Here is a 20423-nt window from a genome sequence, read left to right as displayed (position 1 = left end):
TCTCCACTTCGTTTCGCTCTCATCATCTTCTACGCATGGGACATGCTTGAGTTGAAGGTCTCCACTTCGTTTCGCTCTCATCATCTTCTACGCATGGGACATGCTTGAGTTGAAGGTCTCCACTTCGTTTCGCTCTCATCATCTTCTACGCATGGGACATGCTTGAGTTGAAGGTCTCCACTTCGTTTCGCTCTCATCATCTTCTACGCATGGGACATGCTTGAGTTGAAGGTCTCTACTTCGTTTCGCTCTCATCACTTCTACGCATGGGACATGCTTGAGTTGAAGGTCTCCACTTCGTTTCGCTCTCATCATCTTCTACGCACAGATCGTGCTAGAGTTGTTGAGAGCGAAAAGCACACCTATTTGGTTCTCGGAGCTGAACGCGCTTTTGTCCTGACCTCATCTACTTTTTAAAGGCGAGTTTTATTCCGATTGCGGCAATTATTAGCGCAAGAGCTGTAAAGCGAATCGTATTGACCAACCCAGTGGAATCAACTTCATTTCCCTCAGGAAAAATAAGTCGAGGTAATATAAGTAGAAGAAAGATGGAAAATAAAATAAAACCAACTCCATATTTTTTCAATTCTCAGTCTCCTTTCTAAGAAATATTAATCGCTTACAATAAATAAACCTTGTAAATTTGAAAAATATCTATGTATTATTGACAACCATCTTCAATATATTTTATTTAGTGTATCATAAATCATCATAAAAAAATCTTATTTCTCCCAATCATTACCCGAAATTAAACTATCCCCTCTACCTTTGTACGATAGTTGAAAAAAACTAAATCCAATGAATCAGGTATCCTACAGAATATCTTACTCACTAGATTTAGCTTATTTTTTACACTTTTCAACTGATTGTGTTTAGTTACCTATATCTTACCAAACTTTAGGGGAGCGGATAAAAAAATCACTTTTCTCCTCTACTCTTTAAAGATTTTCGATAATATATAAGAGTCCAATTTCAACAAAGCGAATCAAACTTAAAAAGATGGATACTATAAATTGAAATATGTCCTCCGTGAAAATCGAACAACGTGGAAATGAACCCGTAGATTTACACATTTTGTTAATTCTTACAATCTCATGGCTCCACTTCTACTTCTGACTTTTCTTGAACAACTATTCTTACCGCTTGCTGCCATAAAAAGAGGATATATCGAATAAGAACATACGATACAACCAAGACTGCTATAATGGTTTCAATAATAGTTATTCCTTTTAAAATCGTAGTGAAACTCGGTACTTCTGGCAAAAATAAATAAATTTTGTGTATTGCCGTTGCAGAAATGACTAATGGAAACGTAAACGCAGCATAACTAGGATAAAATGGAATTTTTAACATGTTTCTCAAAAAAAAGAGAGTACATACATAGATTCCTTGTGAAAGAACGAGAAGTACTCCAATCAAAAAAAGGGATTTGTTTCCTCCTATTGATAAATAGCCTGATAAACATAAAGAACCCGGTGCTGTCATGATTGTTACTAGTGGAATCGTTGACTCATGTAGTTCTTTTTTTAAAAGCCGAACAAAAATAATAGGTAATAAACTAACGTACAAAGCTAGAGCTATCCAAATAACGACCTGTCCCCATTCTTTAATAAACAGCTCGGATGTATTGGGGATGACCCCAATTCCTACAAACGTGATAAACCAGCTTGGATAAATATCTTCTAATTCGATTTTTACTGGAAATATATGAACTACGAAAAAATAAATCATCAATAAAACATGCAACAGTATCGCGCCTATCCACACAAAATGGATAAATGACTGATTTGGAAATAATCGACTAAGGAATACACAAATAACCATCCAAGCCATAGTAAATGTGGGAGCAACCGATGCAATAACTGGATCATTTAAAGCACGCACCGTATGCTTCATCGTAAATCCTATTTTTACAACTATAAGACACATTATGATGATTCCTATCCAACAATAAATATCGCCCAATAGAGAAAGTCCTTCTGAAAAAAGTAAATTCCCTAATGAAACTAATCCCAAAATTAAACCACATATTGGAATTGGAATTTCTTTTAAAATTTTTTTACATATTTGAAACACATGAACAACTTCCTTTCCAAACTATAAAATTACTTTTCAATTAATTTTGTCTATAGTATGATTGTACTGTCCTATTTTCTATTTGTAAAATTCGTTTTCATAATAAATATTATTAGGTTTTCGAATAAAAAAGGAGAGGAATTTTCATGATTGAATGGATTAAAACTTTTATTGTCGTGTATGAAACAAGAAATTTCAGTGTAGCTGCCAAAAGATTATTTATTTCTCAGCCAACTGTTTCTATGCAAATAAGTAAGCTGGAAACACATCTAAACATAAAACTTTTTCACAGAAAAGGAAAACAAACGATTACTCCCACAAAAGAAGCAGATTTTTTATATCCTAAACTTCTTCAAACGCTGGAAGGCTTATCAGATATATTTTCAGAAGTAACTCAAAAGGAAAATTTCAAGACAGAATGCACCATTTCTTGTTCCAATACTGTTGCAATTTATATTCTTCCAAAATTTATGCCCTCTTTGATTGCTCAATTTCCATTTGTTGATTTTTCTATTCAAATGATGAATTCTGAAGATGTTGTTAGAGCGATAGAAACGCATGAATCTTCCATAGGTATCTACGAAAAACCTATCACAACAAACTTTATTCATAAAGAACTACTACTCAAAGATGAGCTTGTTCTAGCTGGAAATTTAGATTCTCCTTTTTGGATTTTGCGAGAAGAAAAATCCGGGATTCGATTTTTTAATGACATCTATTTAAAAGAACACCATCTAATGCCTAAAATCATCTATGTAAATAATAATGAAGTCTTACTTAAATTACTGGAAAATAACATTGGACAATCTATCATTTCTAAACTATCTGTCTCAAAGTCGATTCACTGGCAGTCACTGGAGGATTCTTCCAATTATCGCAGTATGTTCATTATCAAGAATACTGACAGCTTTTCAAAAGAAATCTCGGATATTTATCACTGGATAATCCAAACAATGCATACGCCAACACAATAAAAACGATCTAGTTTACGTAGCTCAATTGATTAGCAGAAAATCAATTGGGCTCATTTTATATACCTCTCTTCTTCTGTTATGAATAGGAATTTTCTAGTCTACTTCACTAAGAGGTGTCTTTTAGCGAGTTAAACAGTACTCAAAAAATAACGAATAATCACATTTTTAAATATTCCTCTTACAATTTTTTGTAAACAGCTATTTCATACAAATAAAAAAAACCTTTAAAAAAATTTTTAATTTGGGCTTGATTCTCATTTTTAATGCCTATATTCTGAATATAGAAGGCGCCTTCGGAACGGAGGAAATAAATTGAATACAGAAAAAATGGATACTTTAAAAGAAACGATAAAAGCAAAACATAACAATATCACTGGAATCGTGGTACAAAAAAATGGGCAATGTTTACACGAATCTTATTACAATGGCTCCAATGCTATGAGTAAAACTCACGTCTATTCAGTTACCAAGAGTATTCTCGCATTACTGGTGGGAGTAGCAGCCAATGAAACACCCGATTTTGTAGTGACACCATTAGCTAGTTATTTTCCTGAATTGCAGACGACTAGTGGCGAAACAACTAATCAAATAACCGTAAAAAATTTACTAACTATGACAACCCCTTATAAATATAATGAGGATATGCAGACCTATATACGCTATTTTCAAAGTAAAAACTGGACTGAATTTACATTGAAACAGTTAGATAGAAAAAGCCCCACAGGTATATTTCGCTACACACCATTAATTGGCCCAGATCTTGTTTCAGCACTCCTGACTCGAGTAACAAAGAAAGACGTTTTAACATTCGCCAAAGAAAAATTGTTCACCCCTTTAGGTATACAGGTTGAAGAACCTCTTTTATTGAAGTCAGAAAAAGAACAAATGGAATTCAATAGCTCTATTGAATTGAATGGTTGGGTTCAAGATGAGACAGGACTAAATGCTGGTGGATGGGGATTAACCCTTTCGCCAAATGATTTGTTAAAAATCGGTCAGTTAATTTTAAATGAGGGAAGATGGAATGATCACCAGATTATACCAAAGAAGTGGCTAAAAGAAATGCAGACTGTACACTCTTTTTGGGAAAAAGAACAACTGCCCTATGGCTATTTGTGGTGGATTATCGATGCTGAAAAACCAATAATTGCGGCAATGGGAGATGGCGGAAACATTCTTTATATCGACCACGAGCAACAACTTATCGTTGCGATAACTGCACTATTCAAAGCCGATGTATACGATCGAGTGGCGTTTATACGAGACGAATTGCTTCCTGCACTAGAAGGATAATCGCTGAAGCAGAGAAGCAAACAGAAAATTCTACAACCATAATTAACAAAAGTCTGAAACAAATCCCATAAGAGCAGTCGCTCTTATGGGATTTGTTTCTACTTCTATATTGAATAGCCAATCAATACTTGTCCAGTAGTTCTTTCAGCTGTTTCTTATAGCTGTCTTTTAACTGCTGTGGTTCTTCAATGATAACGTGCTTTCCCAGTGAAATGAGATAATGCGTCATATAGGCTAGCTCTTCTTGATTATATCCTCCAATAATATAAGGAACATTATTTTCGATTTTTAATGTCATATTTGGATAATTGTTTTTTAAAAACAACTCTTTTCCAAAGCTTGTTAGCCGACACCTAAAAGGAATATCATGGTAGGTTTGTTCATAATTTTCTTCCAACTTTTTTAGCTCTTCTTTTGAGAATGTCCTCACCTTTTCATTTATCCGCAGCTCTGACATATAATCACATCGATAGATACCCCATTGTTTTGTTTTGAACTCATAGGCACTAGTAAACCAAATACCATTTCTATAAAACAATTCATACATTTGAATTTGAACATCATTTTTTTCGTACTGACTATAAGTCATCTCTACGGCTTTTTCCTCTAATATTGCTTGTAAAATTTCTTCAAGATTATCTATTTCGCGTACAGGCGCCACATTATGATAATGAACAGCCGTTAACATTTTAGAGATACTTTCTTGCTGTGGCACAGTCATTGTCTCGAATAATTTATGTTGAATGTTCGCATAAGATTTTTGAAATGGCGTACTGGACACTAAATGCAAGGCATTTAATGCAAAAAAAATGGCTTGAATCTCCTTATCATTAAAAAAGACAGGAATCAGAGGACCTTGATTAATTTTACGATAACCACCGTATCTGCCAGTTTCAACATACAAAGCTAGGCCCATTGACTCTAACTCTTCTACATCTCTTAATGCGGTACGTTTAGAGATTGAGAATTCTTCCATCAATTCTTTTAATTGAAAAAATGATTTATCACGTAAGTATAATAATTCCTGATTAAGTCTCTCTGCCTTTTTCATTTACTCTCCTTTTTTAAAGGTGACGTGTTTTGACACCTTTTTATATTATAGTTAGTTTACCAAAAGAAAAGGAGTTCGTATATGAAAACATTATTGATTAATGCACATCCCGATTTTAAACAAACAGACAGCTATTCAGCTAAATTACAGCAGGTGTTCTTAGCAGCTTTCCACAAGAGATTTCCTAGTGCGCATCTCACTTATCTAACACTTTACGATACCATGATTCCAAGAATTGAGGAAAATCAGCTCTTAAGAGTTTGGGAAAAGCAACAAAAACATGAGTTACTGACTTCTTCTGAGGAAGTAATTGCAAAAACTTCCTCAGATTTACTTGCTCAATTTAAAGAGCATCATCGAATAGTTATCGTTTCTCCATTGCACAATTTCAATGTTTCTTCACGACTAAAAGACTATATAGATAATATTTTAATTGCTAGAGAAACGTTCAAATACACAGATACTGGCTCTGTTGGGCTTATGACAGATGATTATAGGCTTCTTTATTTACAAGCTAGTGGTTCAGTTTATACAAATAACGATCGATACACCCCACTAGAATTCTCTCATTATTTCCTGAAAGAAATGTTCACAGAAATTATGGGCTTTGAAAAATTTTACATTGTAAGAGCGCAAGGAACGGCTTTGTATTCAGCAGATGAAGTATTAAAGTTTTTGCCAGAAGAAATGGAAGCCACGGTGAATCAGTTTTATGATTAACCCATCCAATGTTATTCATTTTTCAAGTAGATTATTTTTTTTAATTGCTGAAAAAACTTGTTTATCACCAATTATTTCAGAAAAATATTTTTTAAATTCAAATCGATTGAATAACATAATTAAATGATAAGAGGGTTGTGATCACTCTTCCTTTCTTTATTATTCAAACAAGCTTTATTGATTTATTTGCTATGCTAAAAATCCTGTCTGTTTACTGAGTTTTATGTAAATAGGCGTTAATGTGTATAGGATGTAAAATGTCTGAACTTGTTCTCTCTTAAAAAGGATTGTCCTATATTGTCCCCTTTGCTATACTTGCTACATATTACTTAAGGGGTTGTGAAAAATGAGTCGTGAGCTTCAGGTAGAATTGACAACCATGTGTATGATTCGTAACCAAAAAGGACAAATACTCATTCAAGATCGTCAGAAAAAAGATTGGCCAGGTTGGACGTTTCCTGGTGGGCATGTGGAAAAAAGTGAAGATATTTTATCAGCAATGAAAAGAGAAATAAAAGAAGAAACCGGATTAGAGGTCCTTCCTTTTCTAGTAGGTATTTCCGAGTGGCTTAACGATTCCTCTGGCAAACGTGAGCTAGCTGCTTTGTTTGTTGCAAAGACAATGGAAGATTATCTGAAAGACACTGAAGAACCCTTACTATGGGTTTCAGAAGAAGAACTGTCTCAAGAAAGCTTAGCAGGAACGTTAAATCAGCTTCTTCCAATTTTTTTTCAAGAAAAACAATTTTATTTTAAAGATAACTCTGAGTAAATATCCACCCGCATAGCGGGTGGCTTTTTAATAGCCCTAGAAGGGCTCACTACTTGCTGCTCCCTTCAAGGGAGCTTTTTTAAGAGACCGCCAACCGCTATCTCTCTATTTTTTTCTAGTCTTTATTTGCTAAATGGGTCGTTGTACTCTCTTTTACTTATACTATCTCTTACTCGATCTTCTGCTTCTTGTTCTCGTATATATTTTGCAATTGTTTTTTGATTTAATCCTACAGTACTCACGTAATATCCTTTGGCCCAAAACGATCGATTCCCATAGTTATATTTCAGATTCCCATGACGCTCATGGATAATTACAGCACTTCACCCTTTTAAATAGCCCATAAAACCTGATACACTCAGTTTAGGCGGGATTCTTACTAACATATGAATATGATCTGGCATCGCATGGGCTTCGATAATCTCTACCTCTTTCATTTCACACAGTTTTCTCAATATTTTCCCAATATCTTGTCTTAACTTTCCATAAATGACTTTTCGTCTGTATTTTGGCGTAAACACAATATGATACTTACAATTCCATCGAGTATGTGCTAAACTTTTATCGCCATTTGACATAAAAAAACTCCTTTCGATTTGATAACGGTTGGTAGCCTTTATCTAGTATATCGAAAGGAGTTTTATCGCTAAAGCTACTTCTTCCACGCGCAGTACGCGTGGTTTTTTTGTTTCAATCACTTTAGCGATTGAAACCGACTAAAGTCATTAACAATAAAACCTATCTTAGCAACCATTAAGGTGCTAAGATAGGTTTTTATTTTAGAGAGATATATCTGATCTCATTTCCATTTTTCTTAATGATTTTATGCAAGTCATCTAGCGCTAACCAAACCGTCGCCTCATTATCTATTGGATGAACGCCTACTGTTGCGAACTGCTTTATCTCTTCATCAATCACGAGCTGCACTCGATTAGTAGTATCATTTAATAAACCCAGCGGGGTCACTGCTCCCTTTACTAATCCAAGATAATCAAATAAATCCTTTTCTGAGGCAAACGTAAGTGGACGTGTATCAAGAAGTTTTCTCAACTCTTTTAAATTGATTTGTTTTGACTTCTCAACAATCAGTAAATAATAATTTCTTTTTTTGTCATCTCTAAGAAAAATATTTTTTACAATTGTTTCTGAATTGAGTAACGCTAATCGCTCCATCTCTTGAATGGTTTCAACCGCTGGATGTTCTTCCATCAAATAATCAATATTCTCTTGCTTCAATAAATCTAGTACCTCATTTCTATCCATACCGTCTCCTCCTTCTTTAACATATTTATCTATACGTTTTTTTGCATTCAAAAAAACTAACCAATAATATCAGGAATTTTTAAGATAAATAGACATGCACTTACCGTAATGAATAAAATGAGAACAATGACTAATATTTGCTTGTTTCTACTAGGCTGATAAGCATGGTTCTTTTGTAATTTTATCTGTTTGTTTTTAATAAAAAATAAAGAAATAAAATTCATGATTAGCGAAAGAATCAGTAGATAACTTATTTTATCTGTTAATTGTCCAAGCCATTTTTGACCCACCAACAAAAAGAGTAACACCAGATTTACAAGAAGCGGAAAAATTGACACGATTCTTAATTTCCGTATCTCCGCTTGTTCCTTTATATCCTCTACAATAGCCGAGCCTTCTAAAAGTATGCTGTCTAACGAAAGATCATATAGGTTAGCTAATCGAATCAAACTATCAATATCTGGATACGTTTTGTTTCTCTCCCAGTTAGAGATTGATTTTTGTGAAACAAATAATTTCTTTGCTACCTCTTCTTGTGTATAATTTCGTTCTTTTCGTTTTTTCTTTAAAATTTCGCTGATTTCCATCAAATTCTCCTCATCTCTTTTTCCTATTCTTAACTAAAATAGTAACAATAATCTAAAAAAGAGCAATAGAAAGTGATTACTAATGCTGTTAAATCAACTTTTTTTCTTTAAAAATATTTTTCTAATAAAAGTAAACTAATCTTCTGTCTATAAAAAGTAAACAAATAATCCTCTTTCAAAATTTTTCCTAGCACATGCTAATCTAACCAATCTGATTGTCCTCGTATATTGTGTCTGTCCTATCTTATGTTTTCTAGTCCGGTTTTTACACCTTATAGGTATTTAACTTTTCATCTGAATTTTCTGCTTTTGATTAGTGAAAATCTTCAGTTATTTTCCGCTTGTCTAGTTAGCCCTTACAGGACAATCCAAAAGATAAAAAACTACCCGCTGATTTTCAACGAGTAGTTTTTTCTAAACTTTATTTTGCTTCTTTTTAAGTAAACAGATTATAAAATCTTTCTTATACTAAGCCAGTCAAGTAGTATACTGCAATCACTACAATTACCCCACTTGTTTTTAAAAGTGTAATACCAAAAATATCTTTATAGGCTTGTTTATGTGTCAGTCCGGTTACTGATAAGAGTGTAATGATTGCGCCGTTATGCGGCAACGTGTCCATACCACCTGATGCCATTGCTACCACTCGATGCATAACTTCCAATGGAATTCCAGCATTAGTTGCATTTTGAATAAATTTATCCCCCATCGCACTTAGCGCAATACTCATCCCGCCAGAAGCAGAACCTGTAATCCCAGCTAACACGTTCGTACTCACTGCACCATTAATCAGCGGATTTGTAAAGGCATTTCCAAGTCCTGTTTGTAAAATGGCAAAGCCTGGTAGTGCTGCAATAATCCCACCAAACCCATACTCAGAACCTGTATTCATCGCAGCAAGTAAAGAGCCACCGATACTTTGATTGATTCCATCTTTCATATCCTTGAAAATTCTTGGATTATAGATAACTGTTGCAATGATTCCTAATAGTAGCGCTAAAATTACCGACCAAACACCCAACACCGATTGAATTTCAATTACGCCAAACTGTTCAAGTCCAATTTCACTAAAGTCAAACCCATTTGGATACCATTTTGGAAGATACGTTGTAAACATTTTGTTGGCAACCCCTACCAACACAAGTGGGACAAACGCTGCAATTCGACGACCTACTGTTTCTTCTTTTTCGTCTGATACAGATTGTTCTTCTTTTTCATTTCGCTCGCTAGCAAAATACCCCTCACCTTTTGCACGATATTTCTTTGACTTTCTTTCTAAATAAATCATGCCGACAATTAATACATAGATTGAGCCAATTAGACCTAAAATCGGTGCGGCATATAAGGTTGTATTAAAGTAACTGGTAGGAATGACATTTTGAATTTGTGGAGTCCCCGGTAATGCATCCATTGTAAATGAGATAGCTCCTAAGGTGATTGTTCCAGGAATCAATCGTTTAGGAATATCTGCAGCCATAAATAGTTTCTTGGCAAATGGATACACTGCAAACGAAACAACGAATAAACTAACGCCACTATAAGTCAGTACTGCACATAGCAGAACAATCGATAAAATAGTCCGTTTGGCACCGATTACTTTAATAATTGTGTTAGCAATTGATTCTGCCACCCCAGACATTTCAACTAATTTACCAAAAATGGCACCTAGTAAGAATACTGGAAAATAATTTTTTACAAATTCGACCATTTTCACCATAAAGATATTACTGTAAAACGGTAAGATTTGTGCTGGTGACAAAATCGCAACAGCAAGCAGTGCACATAAAGGGGCAAAGATAATCACTGAATGCCCCTTATATGCTGCAAACATCAATAGCCCTAAAGCTAGTAAAATAATGATGATTTCCATAAACTTTCACCTCAGAAGTCATTTTAGTACATCGCTGTAACCATTTTTTTGCGTGTGTAGAAATTTACGCCGTCTTTTCCATTTGCATGCAAATCTCCGTAAAATGATTTTTTATAACCTGAGAACGGGAAGAAGGCCATTGGTGCAGGAACCCCTAAATTAATACCTAACATTCCTGCGTCAATCTTCGTTCTGAATGTACGAACCGCTGAAGCACTATCTGTATACAGACATGCACCATTTGCAAAATCAGATTGGTTCGCAATCGCAATTCCTTCTTCTAACGATTCCACACGAACGATTGATAAAACAGGTGCAAAGATTTCTTCATTCCAGATTTTCATTCCTGGTTTTACTTCATCAAAAATCGTTCCGCCAACAAAGTATCCCTTGTCACTAACTTCTTTATCTAATCGACCATCTCGAACCAATTTCGCTCCTTCTGAAACACCAGATTCAATGTAGCCAATTGTTTTTTCTTTATGCCCTTCACGAATAACTGGTCCTAAGAATACCCCAGGTTCCAACCCATTTCCCACAACCATTTCATCTGCTGCTGTTTTTAATCTATCCACCAGCTCATCAGCAATTTCACCTACTGCTACAACCACTGCTGCCGCCATACAGCGTTCTCCAGCCGATCCAAATGCTGCTGCGGTAATATTTTTTACTGCTAAATCCATATCCGCATCTGGCATAACAATCGAATGATTTTTTGCTCCTGCTAAGGCTTGAACACGTTTACCATTCGCCGCTGCCGTGCGATAAACATACTCAGCTACTGGCTGAGATCCCACAAAGGAAACTGCCTTCACTTTTTCATGTGTTAAAATTCCGTTGACAACATCATGAGCCCCATGAACAATATTAAATACACCATCTGGAAATCCTGCTTCTTTTACCAGTTCTGCTAAGCGATTTGCTAATAGCGGTGTACGCTCTGATGGTTTTAAAATAAAGGTATTGCCTGTAGCAATTGCCATTGGGAACATCCAACATGGAACCATCATCGGGAAGTTAAATGGTGTGATTCCACCGATAACACCGATTGGATAGCGATACATACCAGATTCTACTCCTGTTGCAATATCAGGAAGCTGTTCACCCATCATTAAGGTTGGGACGCCTGCTGCAAATTCAACATTTTCAATCCCGCGCTGTACTTCCCCTTTTGCTTCTGCTAAACTTTTTCCATTTTCTTTTGTGATAATTTCTGCTAACTCATCCCAGTGGTCAATTAATAATTGCTGATATTTAAACATTATACGTGCCCGTCTTGGTACAGGTGTGTTACTCCAGCCTTCAAATGCTGCATCTGCCGCTTCAACTGCTTTTTCAAAGTCTACAGAATTAGAGATAGGCACCTTTGCCATGATTTCTCCAGTAGCTGGATTTGGCACATCCTCTGTCTGTGTTGCTGTTGCGGTTACCCATTCACCATTAATATAATTTTTTAAAATTTCTACCATTAGATAAACTCCCTTTGCTTTAAATTTTTTTATTTTAGACAGACTGTCATGTTTCAAGTATTCGTTTTGAGTCATGACAGTCAAAGTAGGAACCTGAATTTACACTTTATTTAGAAAAATCATAGTCATAACAAATCTTATATAAGTCCATGATTTCTTCATGTGTCGGAACGCGAGGGTTGTTGCCTGGACTTCCACTTGCTAGAGCGTCAGTGGCCATTTTATCAATCGCTGCTAAAAATTCTTCGGGGTCAATTCCCCAACCTTTCATATTTGGAATTTCTAAATCAGAACATAACTCTTTCACTGTTTTGATCAATTCATCCGTTAATTCTTCTTTTGATTTTCCAGCTGTGTTTGGTAAAATTAGCTGACTTAAATCTGCTAAATCATCCATAGCCGCTTCTCGCGTAAATTCCAAAACTGCTGGTAATAGCATTGCATTGGAAACTCCATGAGGAACGTGGAACATTGCACCAACTGGACGACTCATTCCGTGGACAAGTGTTACAGAAGCATTTGAAAAGGCTACTCCGGCTTCTAATGCAGCAAGAGATAATTTTTCACGAGCAACGACATCATCGCCATGATTATAAACATGCTTGATATTTTGTACGATTGACTGAATCGCACTCTTAGAGAAAATGCGTGTCATTGGCTGCGCTTTTTTTGAAATATAAGATTCCATCGCATGACATAACGCATCAATTCCAGTTGCAGCAGTTACATGATTGGGTGCAGACATCGTTAACATTGGATCAACAATCGCAACTTTCGGTAAGAATGCATGCTGTTTAATCATCATTTTGATATCTTCTTTTGTATTAGTAATCACTGTCACATCGGTTGCTTCTGAACCAGTTCCCGCAGTTGTTGGAACGGCAATCAATGGAATTGGAGGAACACTTGCCATTGTTTTTCCCCCCATATAATCGCCTATGTATCCTCCATTTGTTGCCACCACAGATACTGCCTTTGCGGTATCGATACAGCTTCCGCCACCAATCGTTACAATCACATCCGCATCAAAGTCTTTACAAACCTTTAGTGCATCATCAACAAAAATATCTGTAGGCTCTGTGTTTGCATCCAGGTAAAGCGCTGATTCCACGCCTGATTCTTTTAATAAGTTCACACAACGTTCAACATAACCAAACTTTTCCATCATACGGTCACTTACGATTAAGGCTTTCTTTCCATGTTTTGCAGTTACCTCACCTAGTTGATTTAATGAATCTGCTCCATATAATACATGATTTGGCATTTCAAATTTTGACACGCTCATCTTTTGTTCCTCCTCTAATAAAATGGCTTTCTATAAATCTTTCAAAACAAATTCTGCAGTAATCTGTCTGTCATATTGTTATAAGCAAGTCGCGTGCCAAATAGCAAAGCTTAGACAAGTTAGCGCTTTCATAAATTTGTTTGTTTTAACCAAAGAAAAAAACGTCCGTATTTCGAACGTTTCTGTCAATATTTTCTCAAATCTGGACACTCAATCAAACTAATTCATATTTCTTAATTTTTTCGTAGAAGGTTGATCTTGGAATACCTAATTCTTTCGATACCAGTGTCTTATTGCCATTATATAGTAGTAAATTTTTACGTATTAGTTCCTTTTCCTGCTGCTCAACTTTGCTTAACTTTGCTTCATTCAAAGACATTGTCTGTTCATAATAGTACTCTTGAATTTCGATAGGTAAATCGTTCACTCCTATGAGTGGTCCATCAGTCAATGCGACCAATGATTCACAGACATTTAACAGATGCCGAATGTTTCCAGGCCAATGATACGCTTCAAGACATGCAGTTGCTTCACTAGACAACTGCTTTCTTTCAAAGCCAAATTGTTGAACAAACTCTTCGATTCCTTTAGTTAAAAATAATGAAATATCTTCTTTGCGCTCTGCTAAAGAAGGTAGCTTTAATGAAATAACATTAATTCGATAATATAAATCCTCTCGAAAGGTTCCCTCTTCAACCATTTTTTTCAAATCTCGATGGGTCGCCGTAATAATTCGGACATTGACACGTTTTTGTTCCGTTGAGCCGACTCTCTCGATAGTTCGCTCTTGAATCACACGTAAAAGCTTTGCTTGCATGCTAAAAGGCATATCACCAATTTCATCAAGGAAGATGGTTCCTTTATCAGCTAGTTCAAATTTCCCAAGTTTCCCTCCTCGCTTTGCATCCGTAAATGCCCCTTCTTCATAGCCAAATAGTTCTGATTCTAATAGACTTTCAGGAATAGCTGAACAATTCACGCAAATAAATTTCCCTTCAGAAAATGTGCTCATTTCATGAATTGCTTTTGCAAATACTTCTTTTCCTGTTCCACTTGCCCCTGTAATGAATACATTAGACGAACAAGCAGCAGCTTTTGCTGCACGTTTTTTCGCTGCTTTTATTTCTGAAGACTGACCGATAATCGCATCTAAAATAGATGCCTGTTGTTTTAATCGTTGACGTTCCTTGCTCTGATGTTTTTGTACGTTAATTCGATTATAAAGGACATTCATTTCAGAAATATCTTTGAAAACCAACATTCCAATTGCACCCACAGGTCGTTTATTTTGAAAAATTGGAATACGGTGTACCACCAAATCCTGTCCTGCAATTCGCTGAATATGTCCTCGTTCTTCTCTTCCTGTCTTTGCAATGACATCTAATCGAGTATTTTCAATGACCTCAACAACATTTCGTCCGAGAACTTCCTCTCTACGGCAATTAATAATCCGACAGTAAGACTCATTAATTTCCTGTATGTATCCGTCACTATTGACAACCACAACTCCTTCATAAGCCGAATTAAGCACTAATTTAAGGGTTTCCGCATAATCGACTTGTTCTTTTGCTTCATCCAATCGAAAGGCATTTGCGCGAATAATATCCGTTCGGGTGATTATCCCAACGAGTCTGCCTGCTTCATCAACGACTGGCAAACAGCCTCCTTTTAGACCAGAAGCTTCATCAATCGACGACTCCGGATGAATCGTTTCACATTCAACGAGCATAATTTGAGAAACCGGAAGATTAAATACTGAAGAATTAGAAATATAATTCATAATAACGGTCTTTGACATTAAGCCTAAGAAGCGATGTTCCTCATCTACTACTGGAATTCCAAAAATAGTGTGATTATCTAAAATATCGATTGCCCGACTAACTGTTTCGTTATCTCTTATATAAATTACTTCTTTAGTCATCCACTTGGCTACTGGGTCCACATTTGTATACGTTTTCATTTTTGTTTTTTCAAACATCCAATTCCCTCCTCACACAAAAAATATTTATTTAAAACAATTCTACTTTGTGAATTTCTTATATTCATCCTATCATAATCAATGAAAATAGCAATGGATGGTAAACTTGGCATGCTCAGGCTCAAAAAACTGTGTCTACCTATTTTTAGGGCATTCACAGTTTTCGTTATTTTTTTGGTTATACTTAGCTAACTATAGGCAGATTTTCATAAAAATTTACTAACCTCACCGGATTTCATGGGAAGTTTTAGGAAAGTTGAAGTACAAAATCTCAGCTCAATCCTTGAATCGTTCGTCCAATTTATTCAAGACTGTCCTTGACAGAGAATCTATTGACTCATCATCCAGTTGATTACATAAGGTTGAATAGCAATAACTCAAGTATGTTTATGTTAATTTGAATAAGGATAGTCTTTGGAAATAATTCCAAATTCAAGAAGTGACTTATCGTTACATCGCATCTCTCAACTATGACTTTAAAATCATCCGCCTAGTCTAGTTTATCCCTTTTATCGCAACCTTATTTTTTAATACAAGAAGCCAAATAATTAGAGCTGCAGCCGTCATTCCTATCATTAAAATTCCTAGACCATGAATCATATTTTCCCATCTTAATGAGCCTAACACCATACCCACACTTCCTAAAATAGTGTGTATCGCATTAATCAAAGAGGACGCTGCGCCAATATCTTCTTTTTGTTGTTCTAGTAAAATATCTGTACTAAAGGGCCGGATTGCCCCTTCTACTAAAGTAAATGGGACAAAACAAATGAGAAAGACTAATGGCGAGAAGTTCCCAAATAAAAAAACACAGAGACCACTCACACATGCAATAGTAAAACAAAGCCACGTAAATCGTTTTGGCGAAAGTTTCCCAATGGATTGTATATAAAGAATCGGGCCAAGAACTGCTAGTCCTGAATTCACAGCAAAATAGTAGCTATAGCTTTGAGCATTTAATAAAAAGACCGACTGATAAATATAAGAAGACATGGTGATATATGCCATATAAGGGGCTGCAATAAGTGCTGTAATGAATAGAAAACTGCTGAAACCTTTATTTTTCCCAACAACAATCAATTGTTTTAATGACCCTGTGATTGTCCCATGATACCGATCTTCTATTCGTAACGTTTCCTGAAAAAGAAGAACACCAAAAAAAGTTAAGAGTCCAATCACAGCTAAAACAACAAAAGTTACTCGCCAATTAGCCACGCGTAGAATTAACGCTCCGGCAATAGGGGCGATCATAGGCGCCAACACACCCATCGCTTGAACAACCGCTAGTATTTTACTTTTCAATTTCCCTTCAAAACAATCTTTTACCAGCGCTGTGGAAATAGCCATCACTCCACCAGCACCTAATGCTTGAATGATGCGAAATCCAATTAAACCGTGAATCGTTCCAGCAAATGCACAAAGCAGACTACCTGTCATATAAAAAAATAGACAAATAAACAAAATCGGTTTTCTTCCATATTTATCACTAAACGTGCCAAATAGAATAATACCTACTGCAAAAAAGAAATAAAACGCAAGCAAAGTAAGATTAACCATTAATGACGTCGTTTGAAAATAGGTGCTCATTTCTGGCATCGCTGGCAAATATAAATCAATGGATAATGGAATAAACATTCCCATCAACGAAATCAGTAAGATAAGCCCCTTTGTTCCTAAATATTTTTGCGGACGACATAAAGACGTACCAGTTGTAGTTCTTTGCATTTGATTCTCCTCCTTATTTTTTAGGGTTACAAACAAGAAAAAGCTGGATAAGACATTGGGAAATTCCCAATCATCTTATCCAGCTTTAAAGCCCTCCGATGAATCATTAAGCGTTGTTTAGATTATCACCTAAATAAAAAGATGTCAAGAGACTATCATTTCACTAAGTAAAAAGATAGTCGGTTTAATGAAGATATCTACCATTTTATAAGAAAATATATGTTTATCAGCTCTTTTACATCTGCCTTTTCATTTTTTAGAATATCTAGAATTATCAGATGTTTGTATATAAAAGTATTCAAGCAAATAGACCTCTTCTCTTTTAGATGTTTTTTCAGTATTTCCTTCATCAGAAACTCACATAATAAATCCGATGTCACATTTCATCAGAACGTAAATTAAATTCATATCACTATTTTATTTCCAGAAAGCTTTTATTTAACTATTGGTTAAGTTCTTCAAGAAAAAGAAAACAAATAGTCAATTGTACAAATGAAAAACAAAGTACATAATAAAATAAAGGAGTGAGTGAATGTATGAAACTACATGAAGAGATTCAAAAGAGAAGAAAAGCCCTTGGATTAACACAAGAAGAACTGGCAAATAGCTTAGGTGTAACGCCTCCTGCAGTCAGTAAATGGGAAAATGGCGTCAGTTATCCTGACATCACACTTCTTCCAGCCTTAGCAAAGCAGTTGAAAACAGATGTGAATAGTTTGTTGCTGTTTAAAAATTCTATTAGTAAAGAAGAAATCAATCAGTTTTTTAGTGAACTTGACCCTCTTGTTGAACAATCAGATTGGCAATCTTATTTAACATTACTTGAAGAACAGTTAAAGGAATATCCTCATTCCGATTTTTTGAAATTAAGCAGTGCCTTTCAATTACAAACAAATAGTTCTATCTTTCCTTCTGATAAGCAGCCTGAGATCGCACAAAGAATAAAACAGCTCTGGCAAGAGCTGAAAAATAGTGAGGATGCACCTATTGCCAAGCTTGCTACACAGAGCCTTTTTCATCTCTCACTTAAAGAAAAAGACCTTTCTTTAGCTACTGCACAGTTAGATAGTTTTACAAAAGAAGAAATTGAATTTGGTTCATTAGATTTACTACTTTCTTTAAACAGTGATGATATCAACGAAACCTATACAAAAACGGAACAGTCTATTTTAAAACTTTCTAATATGTTAATGGTTGATTATTCCATTTTAGTCCGCAATGCCTTAAAGGAAGAAAATTTGTCATTAGCAGAGTTCTATATTTCTCAGGTAATAAAGCTCAGTGAAATACTTGAAATTACCGACATTTACCAACTATCATTAAAGCTTGAAGTTGCTACACATAAAAAAGCAAAAAAAGAAACAATCGCTTTACTTAAACAATTATTTTCTGCCTTTTCAAACCCTATTCTATCATCAAAATCTTTGGTCTATCAGCATATAACAAATAAACTAGATTCTCTAAAGACACCAAAATTCCCAATTTCTTATCTAAAAGACTATCGCAGTAATCCAGAATTAGCCTTTATACAAAATGAACCAGAATTCTTAGCACTTTTAGACAGCTATCAGTAAAGAAACTTCTCGTGATTTCACATCATTATACAAGAAAGCGAAACGAATTCTTTTTTGAATTCGTTTCGCCTTTTATCCTTCTTTAATTATTTTGTTTTACTTCTTCAAATGCTTTTAAGCCGGCATAAACTTCTTCTTTGAAGACATTTCTCTTTTTCGTTTTGATTCTGTAAAGATGATAGATCATCACAGCCATATTTGCCGCCAATGAAACAAAGCTTAAGACAAATAACGCAGTCGTATTATGAGAGCTCTTGACTGCAAAAGTTGATTCTCCTACAAAAGCAGGAAATGACATCGTAAACATCATCCAAAAAGCCAATGTTTGTGCTCTGTGCTGCAGCCATGCACCTTTTTTAATGAAAAATGCTGGAATTGTACAGGACATTAATAATCCAAATCCTGCATAAAATGAATGATCAGAAACACAGTTATAAACGTATGCAAAGTTCCACAAGTCATAAGCAATAATCCAGAACCACATTTGATCGGCCCACACCATATCTTTTTGTTTATCCTTACTGATTTGGATACCCATCCAACCAGAAATCGTCAGGATATTTAGGATTCCGGCTACACCATTCATGATGTTCCACACGCCACCTTGCATGTACACACCATCAACCATCCCTTGCAAAGAGTAGACTTGAAAATCACGAATTACAGCTTCCATAATATTAACTGCTAAAATAAGTGCTGGAAAAGCCATCATCAGCTTGTACTTATCTGCCCCTTTAATAAAACGTAAAGCCAAAAATCCAAGACAACCAGCTAGAGCCGAATAAACTTTGACCCAATGAAACCATGTTCCTGTACTACTTCCCGCACCTGCCGTTGTTGGCCAAACAAAAATTGTTAAACAGATAGGTAGTGCTGTAAATAAAATAATGGCAACCCACTTATTTGCTCGAGCTAATTCATTCATGAGCATAAGTCCTCCAACAACCACAAACCACATAACCACGGAATACCACGGCATGCTTTCAAAGAAAAACATAAACACTCCTCCTAAATAATTAAATAATTGCTACACAAGTCCATCATACGAATTTTAAAGAAAATTCATATAAACAAAAAAGAAGGAATGCACAAAAATTGGGCAAAAGGAGTCTTTTGCCCAACAGATCTAGTGATTTTGGATAATTAATTCGATTGTTCCTTTTGTCACACCTTCTACTCTTGTGATAAATTGATCTTTTGGTTCTTCTAATCGAGTAGTTAGCCAATGTATCACCTGTGCGACAATCGCTCGTCCATAGAAATCAGCTATTTGATTTTTTATCTCATTTTTATCAGCTAGCTCAGAAAATTCTCTTTCTATGATGGATAATAACATACCGTAGCAAATCTCATACAAGAATATTTCAAGTCGTTCCCTATTTACAGAATGAAAGGTGTTTAAACAAAATCTACGGTTTTTCTCCGTATAGTTTAGGACACTCAGCAAACCCTCTTTCCACGTATGTATATCCTCATACGTTTCTAGACCGCTTACAATTTCATTATCGTACGTCCACTCTAGTAGCTCATTTATATCTGAAAAATGATAATAAAATGTATTTCTTGAAAGACCTGCTTTCTGCGTAATCTCATGAATAGTAATTTTTTCAAATGAATAGTCATTCATCAACTCTTTCAACGCTTGTGACAAGGCTCTTTTCGTTACGTTCATCTTATTTTGCTCCTTGATTCATCGATAGCTCTATTATATAGATAAAATGAGGATAAACAAAGACCTAGTTTCACAGGTTTACTATAATTAAAACTAACTCACAAACCCAGAAAT

At 35.3% G+C, this 20423-nt stretch carries 17 protein-coding genes and 1 pseudogene; 5 read left to right on the top strand and 13 right to left on the bottom strand.

The window, feature by feature from the left end:
• Window positions 1–406 precede the first annotated feature (406 nt).
• Window positions 407–586 (bottom strand): hypothetical protein, encoded by a 180-nt coding sequence (locus I589_RS16245; RefSeq protein ID WP_010767402.1) that lies wholly within the window; start codon window positions 584–586, stop codon window positions 407–409.
• A 506-nt stretch (window positions 587–1092) separates the two neighbouring features.
• A complete protein-coding gene (locus tag I589_RS16240; protein WP_010767401.1) occupies window positions 1093–2076 on the bottom strand; it encodes a TDT family transporter in 984 nt (327 codons plus the stop codon).
• A gap of 146 nt (window positions 2077–2222) precedes the next feature.
• Here I589_RS16240 and I589_RS16235 point away from each other — a divergent pair, with 146 nt between their 5' ends.
• Both I589_RS16235 and I589_RS16230 read left to right on the top strand, forming a co-directional pair.
• Complete coding sequence (locus tag I589_RS16235; RefSeq protein WP_010767400.1) at window positions 2223–3050, top strand: LysR family transcriptional regulator; 828 nt, start codon at window positions 2223–2225, stop codon at window positions 3048–3050.
• A gap of 312 nt (window positions 3051–3362) precedes the next feature.
• On the top strand, window positions 3363–4343 hold the full coding sequence (locus tag I589_RS16230) for a serine hydrolase domain-containing protein (protein WP_010767399.1): 981 nt from the start codon (window positions 3363–3365) through the stop codon (window positions 4341–4343).
• A gap of 121 nt (window positions 4344–4464) precedes the next feature.
• Here the strand turns inward: I589_RS16230 and I589_RS16225 are convergent, their stop codons facing one another.
• Window positions 4465–5394: a helix-turn-helix transcriptional regulator gene (locus tag I589_RS16225; protein WP_010767398.1), complete on the bottom strand. Its 930-nt coding sequence runs from the start codon at window positions 5392–5394 to the stop codon at window positions 4465–4467.
• A gap of 81 nt (window positions 5395–5475) precedes the next feature.
• On the opposite strand from I589_RS16225, the gene I589_RS16220 reads away from it, so the two are divergent.
• The gene (locus I589_RS16220) at window positions 5476–6114 is read left to right on the top strand and encodes an FMN-dependent NADH-azoreductase (RefSeq protein ID WP_010767397.1); all 639 of its coding nucleotides are present in this window, start codon (window positions 5476–5478) and stop codon (window positions 6112–6114) included.
• A gap of 346 nt (window positions 6115–6460) precedes the next feature.
• Complete coding sequence (locus I589_RS16215; protein WP_010767396.1) at window positions 6461–6886, top strand: 8-oxo-dGTP diphosphatase; 426 nt, start codon at window positions 6461–6463, stop codon at window positions 6884–6886.
• Window positions 6887–7008: 122 nt separating this feature from the next.
• On the opposite strand, the pseudogene tnpA reads toward I589_RS16215, so the two are convergent.
• From tnpA to I589_RS16175, 8 genes and pseudogenes are all read right to left on the bottom strand, one after another.
• Window positions 7009–7464: pseudogene (tnpA, locus tag I589_RS16210) on the bottom strand (IS200/IS605 family transposase).
• A gap of 196 nt (window positions 7465–7660) precedes the next feature.
• On the bottom strand, window positions 7661–8149 hold the full coding sequence (locus I589_RS16205) for a prolyl-tRNA synthetase associated domain-containing protein (RefSeq protein WP_010767393.1): 489 nt from the start codon (window positions 8147–8149) through the stop codon (window positions 7661–7663).
• Between the two features lie 56 nt (window positions 8150–8205).
• Complete coding sequence (locus I589_RS16200; protein WP_010767392.1) at window positions 8206–8736, bottom strand: helix-turn-helix domain-containing protein; 531 nt, start codon at window positions 8734–8736, stop codon at window positions 8206–8208.
• 463 nt (window positions 8737–9199) lie between these two features.
• Window positions 9200–10606: a GntP family permease gene (locus I589_RS16195; RefSeq protein WP_010767391.1), complete on the bottom strand. Its 1407-nt coding sequence runs from the start codon at window positions 10604–10606 to the stop codon at window positions 9200–9202.
• 23 nt (window positions 10607–10629) lie between these two features.
• Entirely contained in the window at window positions 10630–12075 is a 1446-nt protein-coding gene (locus I589_RS16190; protein WP_010767390.1) for a CoA-acylating methylmalonate-semialdehyde dehydrogenase, read from the bottom strand.
• Window positions 12076–12181: 106 nt separating this feature from the next.
• The gene (locus I589_RS16185; RefSeq protein WP_010767389.1) at window positions 12182–13360 is read right to left on the bottom strand and encodes an iron-containing alcohol dehydrogenase; all 1179 of its coding nucleotides are present in this window, start codon (window positions 13358–13360) and stop codon (window positions 12182–12184) included.
• Window positions 13361–13574: 214 nt separating this feature from the next.
• Complete coding sequence (locus I589_RS16180; RefSeq protein ID WP_010767388.1) at window positions 13575–15338, bottom strand: sigma-54-dependent Fis family transcriptional regulator; 1764 nt, start codon at window positions 15336–15338, stop codon at window positions 13575–13577.
• A 495-nt stretch (window positions 15339–15833) separates the two neighbouring features.
• On the bottom strand, window positions 15834–17063 hold the full coding sequence (locus tag I589_RS16175) for an MFS transporter (protein WP_010767387.1): 1230 nt from the start codon (window positions 17061–17063) through the stop codon (window positions 15834–15836).
• 536 nt (window positions 17064–17599) lie between these two features.
• Between I589_RS16175 and I589_RS16170 the strand changes: the two genes are divergently transcribed.
• Window positions 17600–18637, top strand: coding sequence for a helix-turn-helix domain-containing protein (locus I589_RS16170; RefSeq protein WP_010767386.1), 1038 nt, complete (start codon window positions 17600–17602; stop codon window positions 18635–18637).
• Window positions 18638–18719: 82 nt separating this feature from the next.
• On the opposite strand, the gene I589_RS16165 is transcribed toward I589_RS16170, so the two are convergent.
• Window positions 18720–19634 carry a DUF5692 family protein gene (locus I589_RS16165; protein ID WP_010767385.1) on the bottom strand — a complete coding sequence of 305 codons (915 nt, stop codon included), beginning with the start codon at window positions 19632–19634 and terminating at the stop codon, window positions 18720–18722.
• A gap of 129 nt (window positions 19635–19763) precedes the next feature.
• Entirely contained in the window at window positions 19764–20309 is a 546-nt protein-coding gene (locus I589_RS16160; protein ID WP_010767384.1) for a TetR/AcrR family transcriptional regulator C-terminal domain-containing protein, read from the bottom strand.
• Window positions 20310–20423: the final 114 nt, after the last annotated feature.

This window comes from Enterococcus phoeniculicola ATCC BAA-412, from assembly GCF_000407505.1.
GTDB classification, from domain to species: Bacteria; Bacillota; Bacilli; order Lactobacillales; family Enterococcaceae; genus Enterococcus_K; species Enterococcus_K phoeniculicola.
Note: the sequence above shows the minus strand (reverse complement) of the source record. Positions and strands in the feature narration are given on the sequence as shown.

Coding starts and splice junctions, on each gene's coding strand:
- I589_RS16235 (WP_010767400.1), top strand. CDS start 2,223: ATGATTGAATGGATTAAAACTTTTATTGTCGTGTATGAAACAAGAAAT.
- I589_RS16225 (WP_010767398.1), bottom strand. CDS start 5,394: ATGAAAAAGGCAGAGAGACTTAATCAGGAATTATTATACTTACGTGAT.
- I589_RS16220 (WP_010767397.1), top strand. CDS start 5,476: ATGAAAACATTATTGATTAATGCACATCCCGATTTTAAACAAACAGAC.
- I589_RS16215 (WP_010767396.1), top strand. CDS start 6,461: ATGAGTCGTGAGCTTCAGGTAGAATTGACAACCATGTGTATGATTCGT.
- I589_RS16205 (WP_010767393.1), bottom strand. CDS start 8,149: ATGGATAGAAATGAGGTACTAGATTTATTGAAGCAAGAGAATATTGAT.
- I589_RS16200 (WP_010767392.1), bottom strand. CDS start 8,736: ATGGAAATCAGCGAAATTTTAAAGAAAAAACGAAAAGAACGAAATTAT.
- I589_RS16195 (WP_010767391.1), bottom strand. CDS start 10,606: ATGGAAATCATCATTATTTTACTAGCTTTAGGGCTATTGATGTTTGCA.
- I589_RS16190 (WP_010767390.1), bottom strand. CDS start 12,075: ATGGTAGAAATTTTAAAAAATTATATTAATGGTGAATGGGTAACCGCA.
- I589_RS16185 (WP_010767389.1), bottom strand. CDS start 13,360: ATGAGCGTGTCAAAATTTGAAATGCCAAATCATGTATTATATGGAGCA.
- I589_RS16180 (WP_010767388.1), bottom strand. CDS start 15,338: ATGTTTGAAAAAACAAAAATGAAAACGTATACAAATGTGGACCCAGTA.
- I589_RS16175 (WP_010767387.1), bottom strand. CDS start 17,063: ATGCAAAGAACTACAACTGGTACGTCTTTATGTCGTCCGCAAAAATAT.
- I589_RS16170 (WP_010767386.1), top strand. CDS start 17,600: ATGAAACTACATGAAGAGATTCAAAAGAGAAGAAAAGCCCTTGGATTA.
- I589_RS16165 (WP_010767385.1), bottom strand. CDS start 19,634: ATGTTTTTCTTTGAAAGCATGCCGTGGTATTCCGTGGTTATGTGGTTT.
- I589_RS16160 (WP_010767384.1), bottom strand. CDS start 20,309: ATGAACGTAACGAAAAGAGCCTTGTCACAAGCGTTGAAAGAGTTGATG.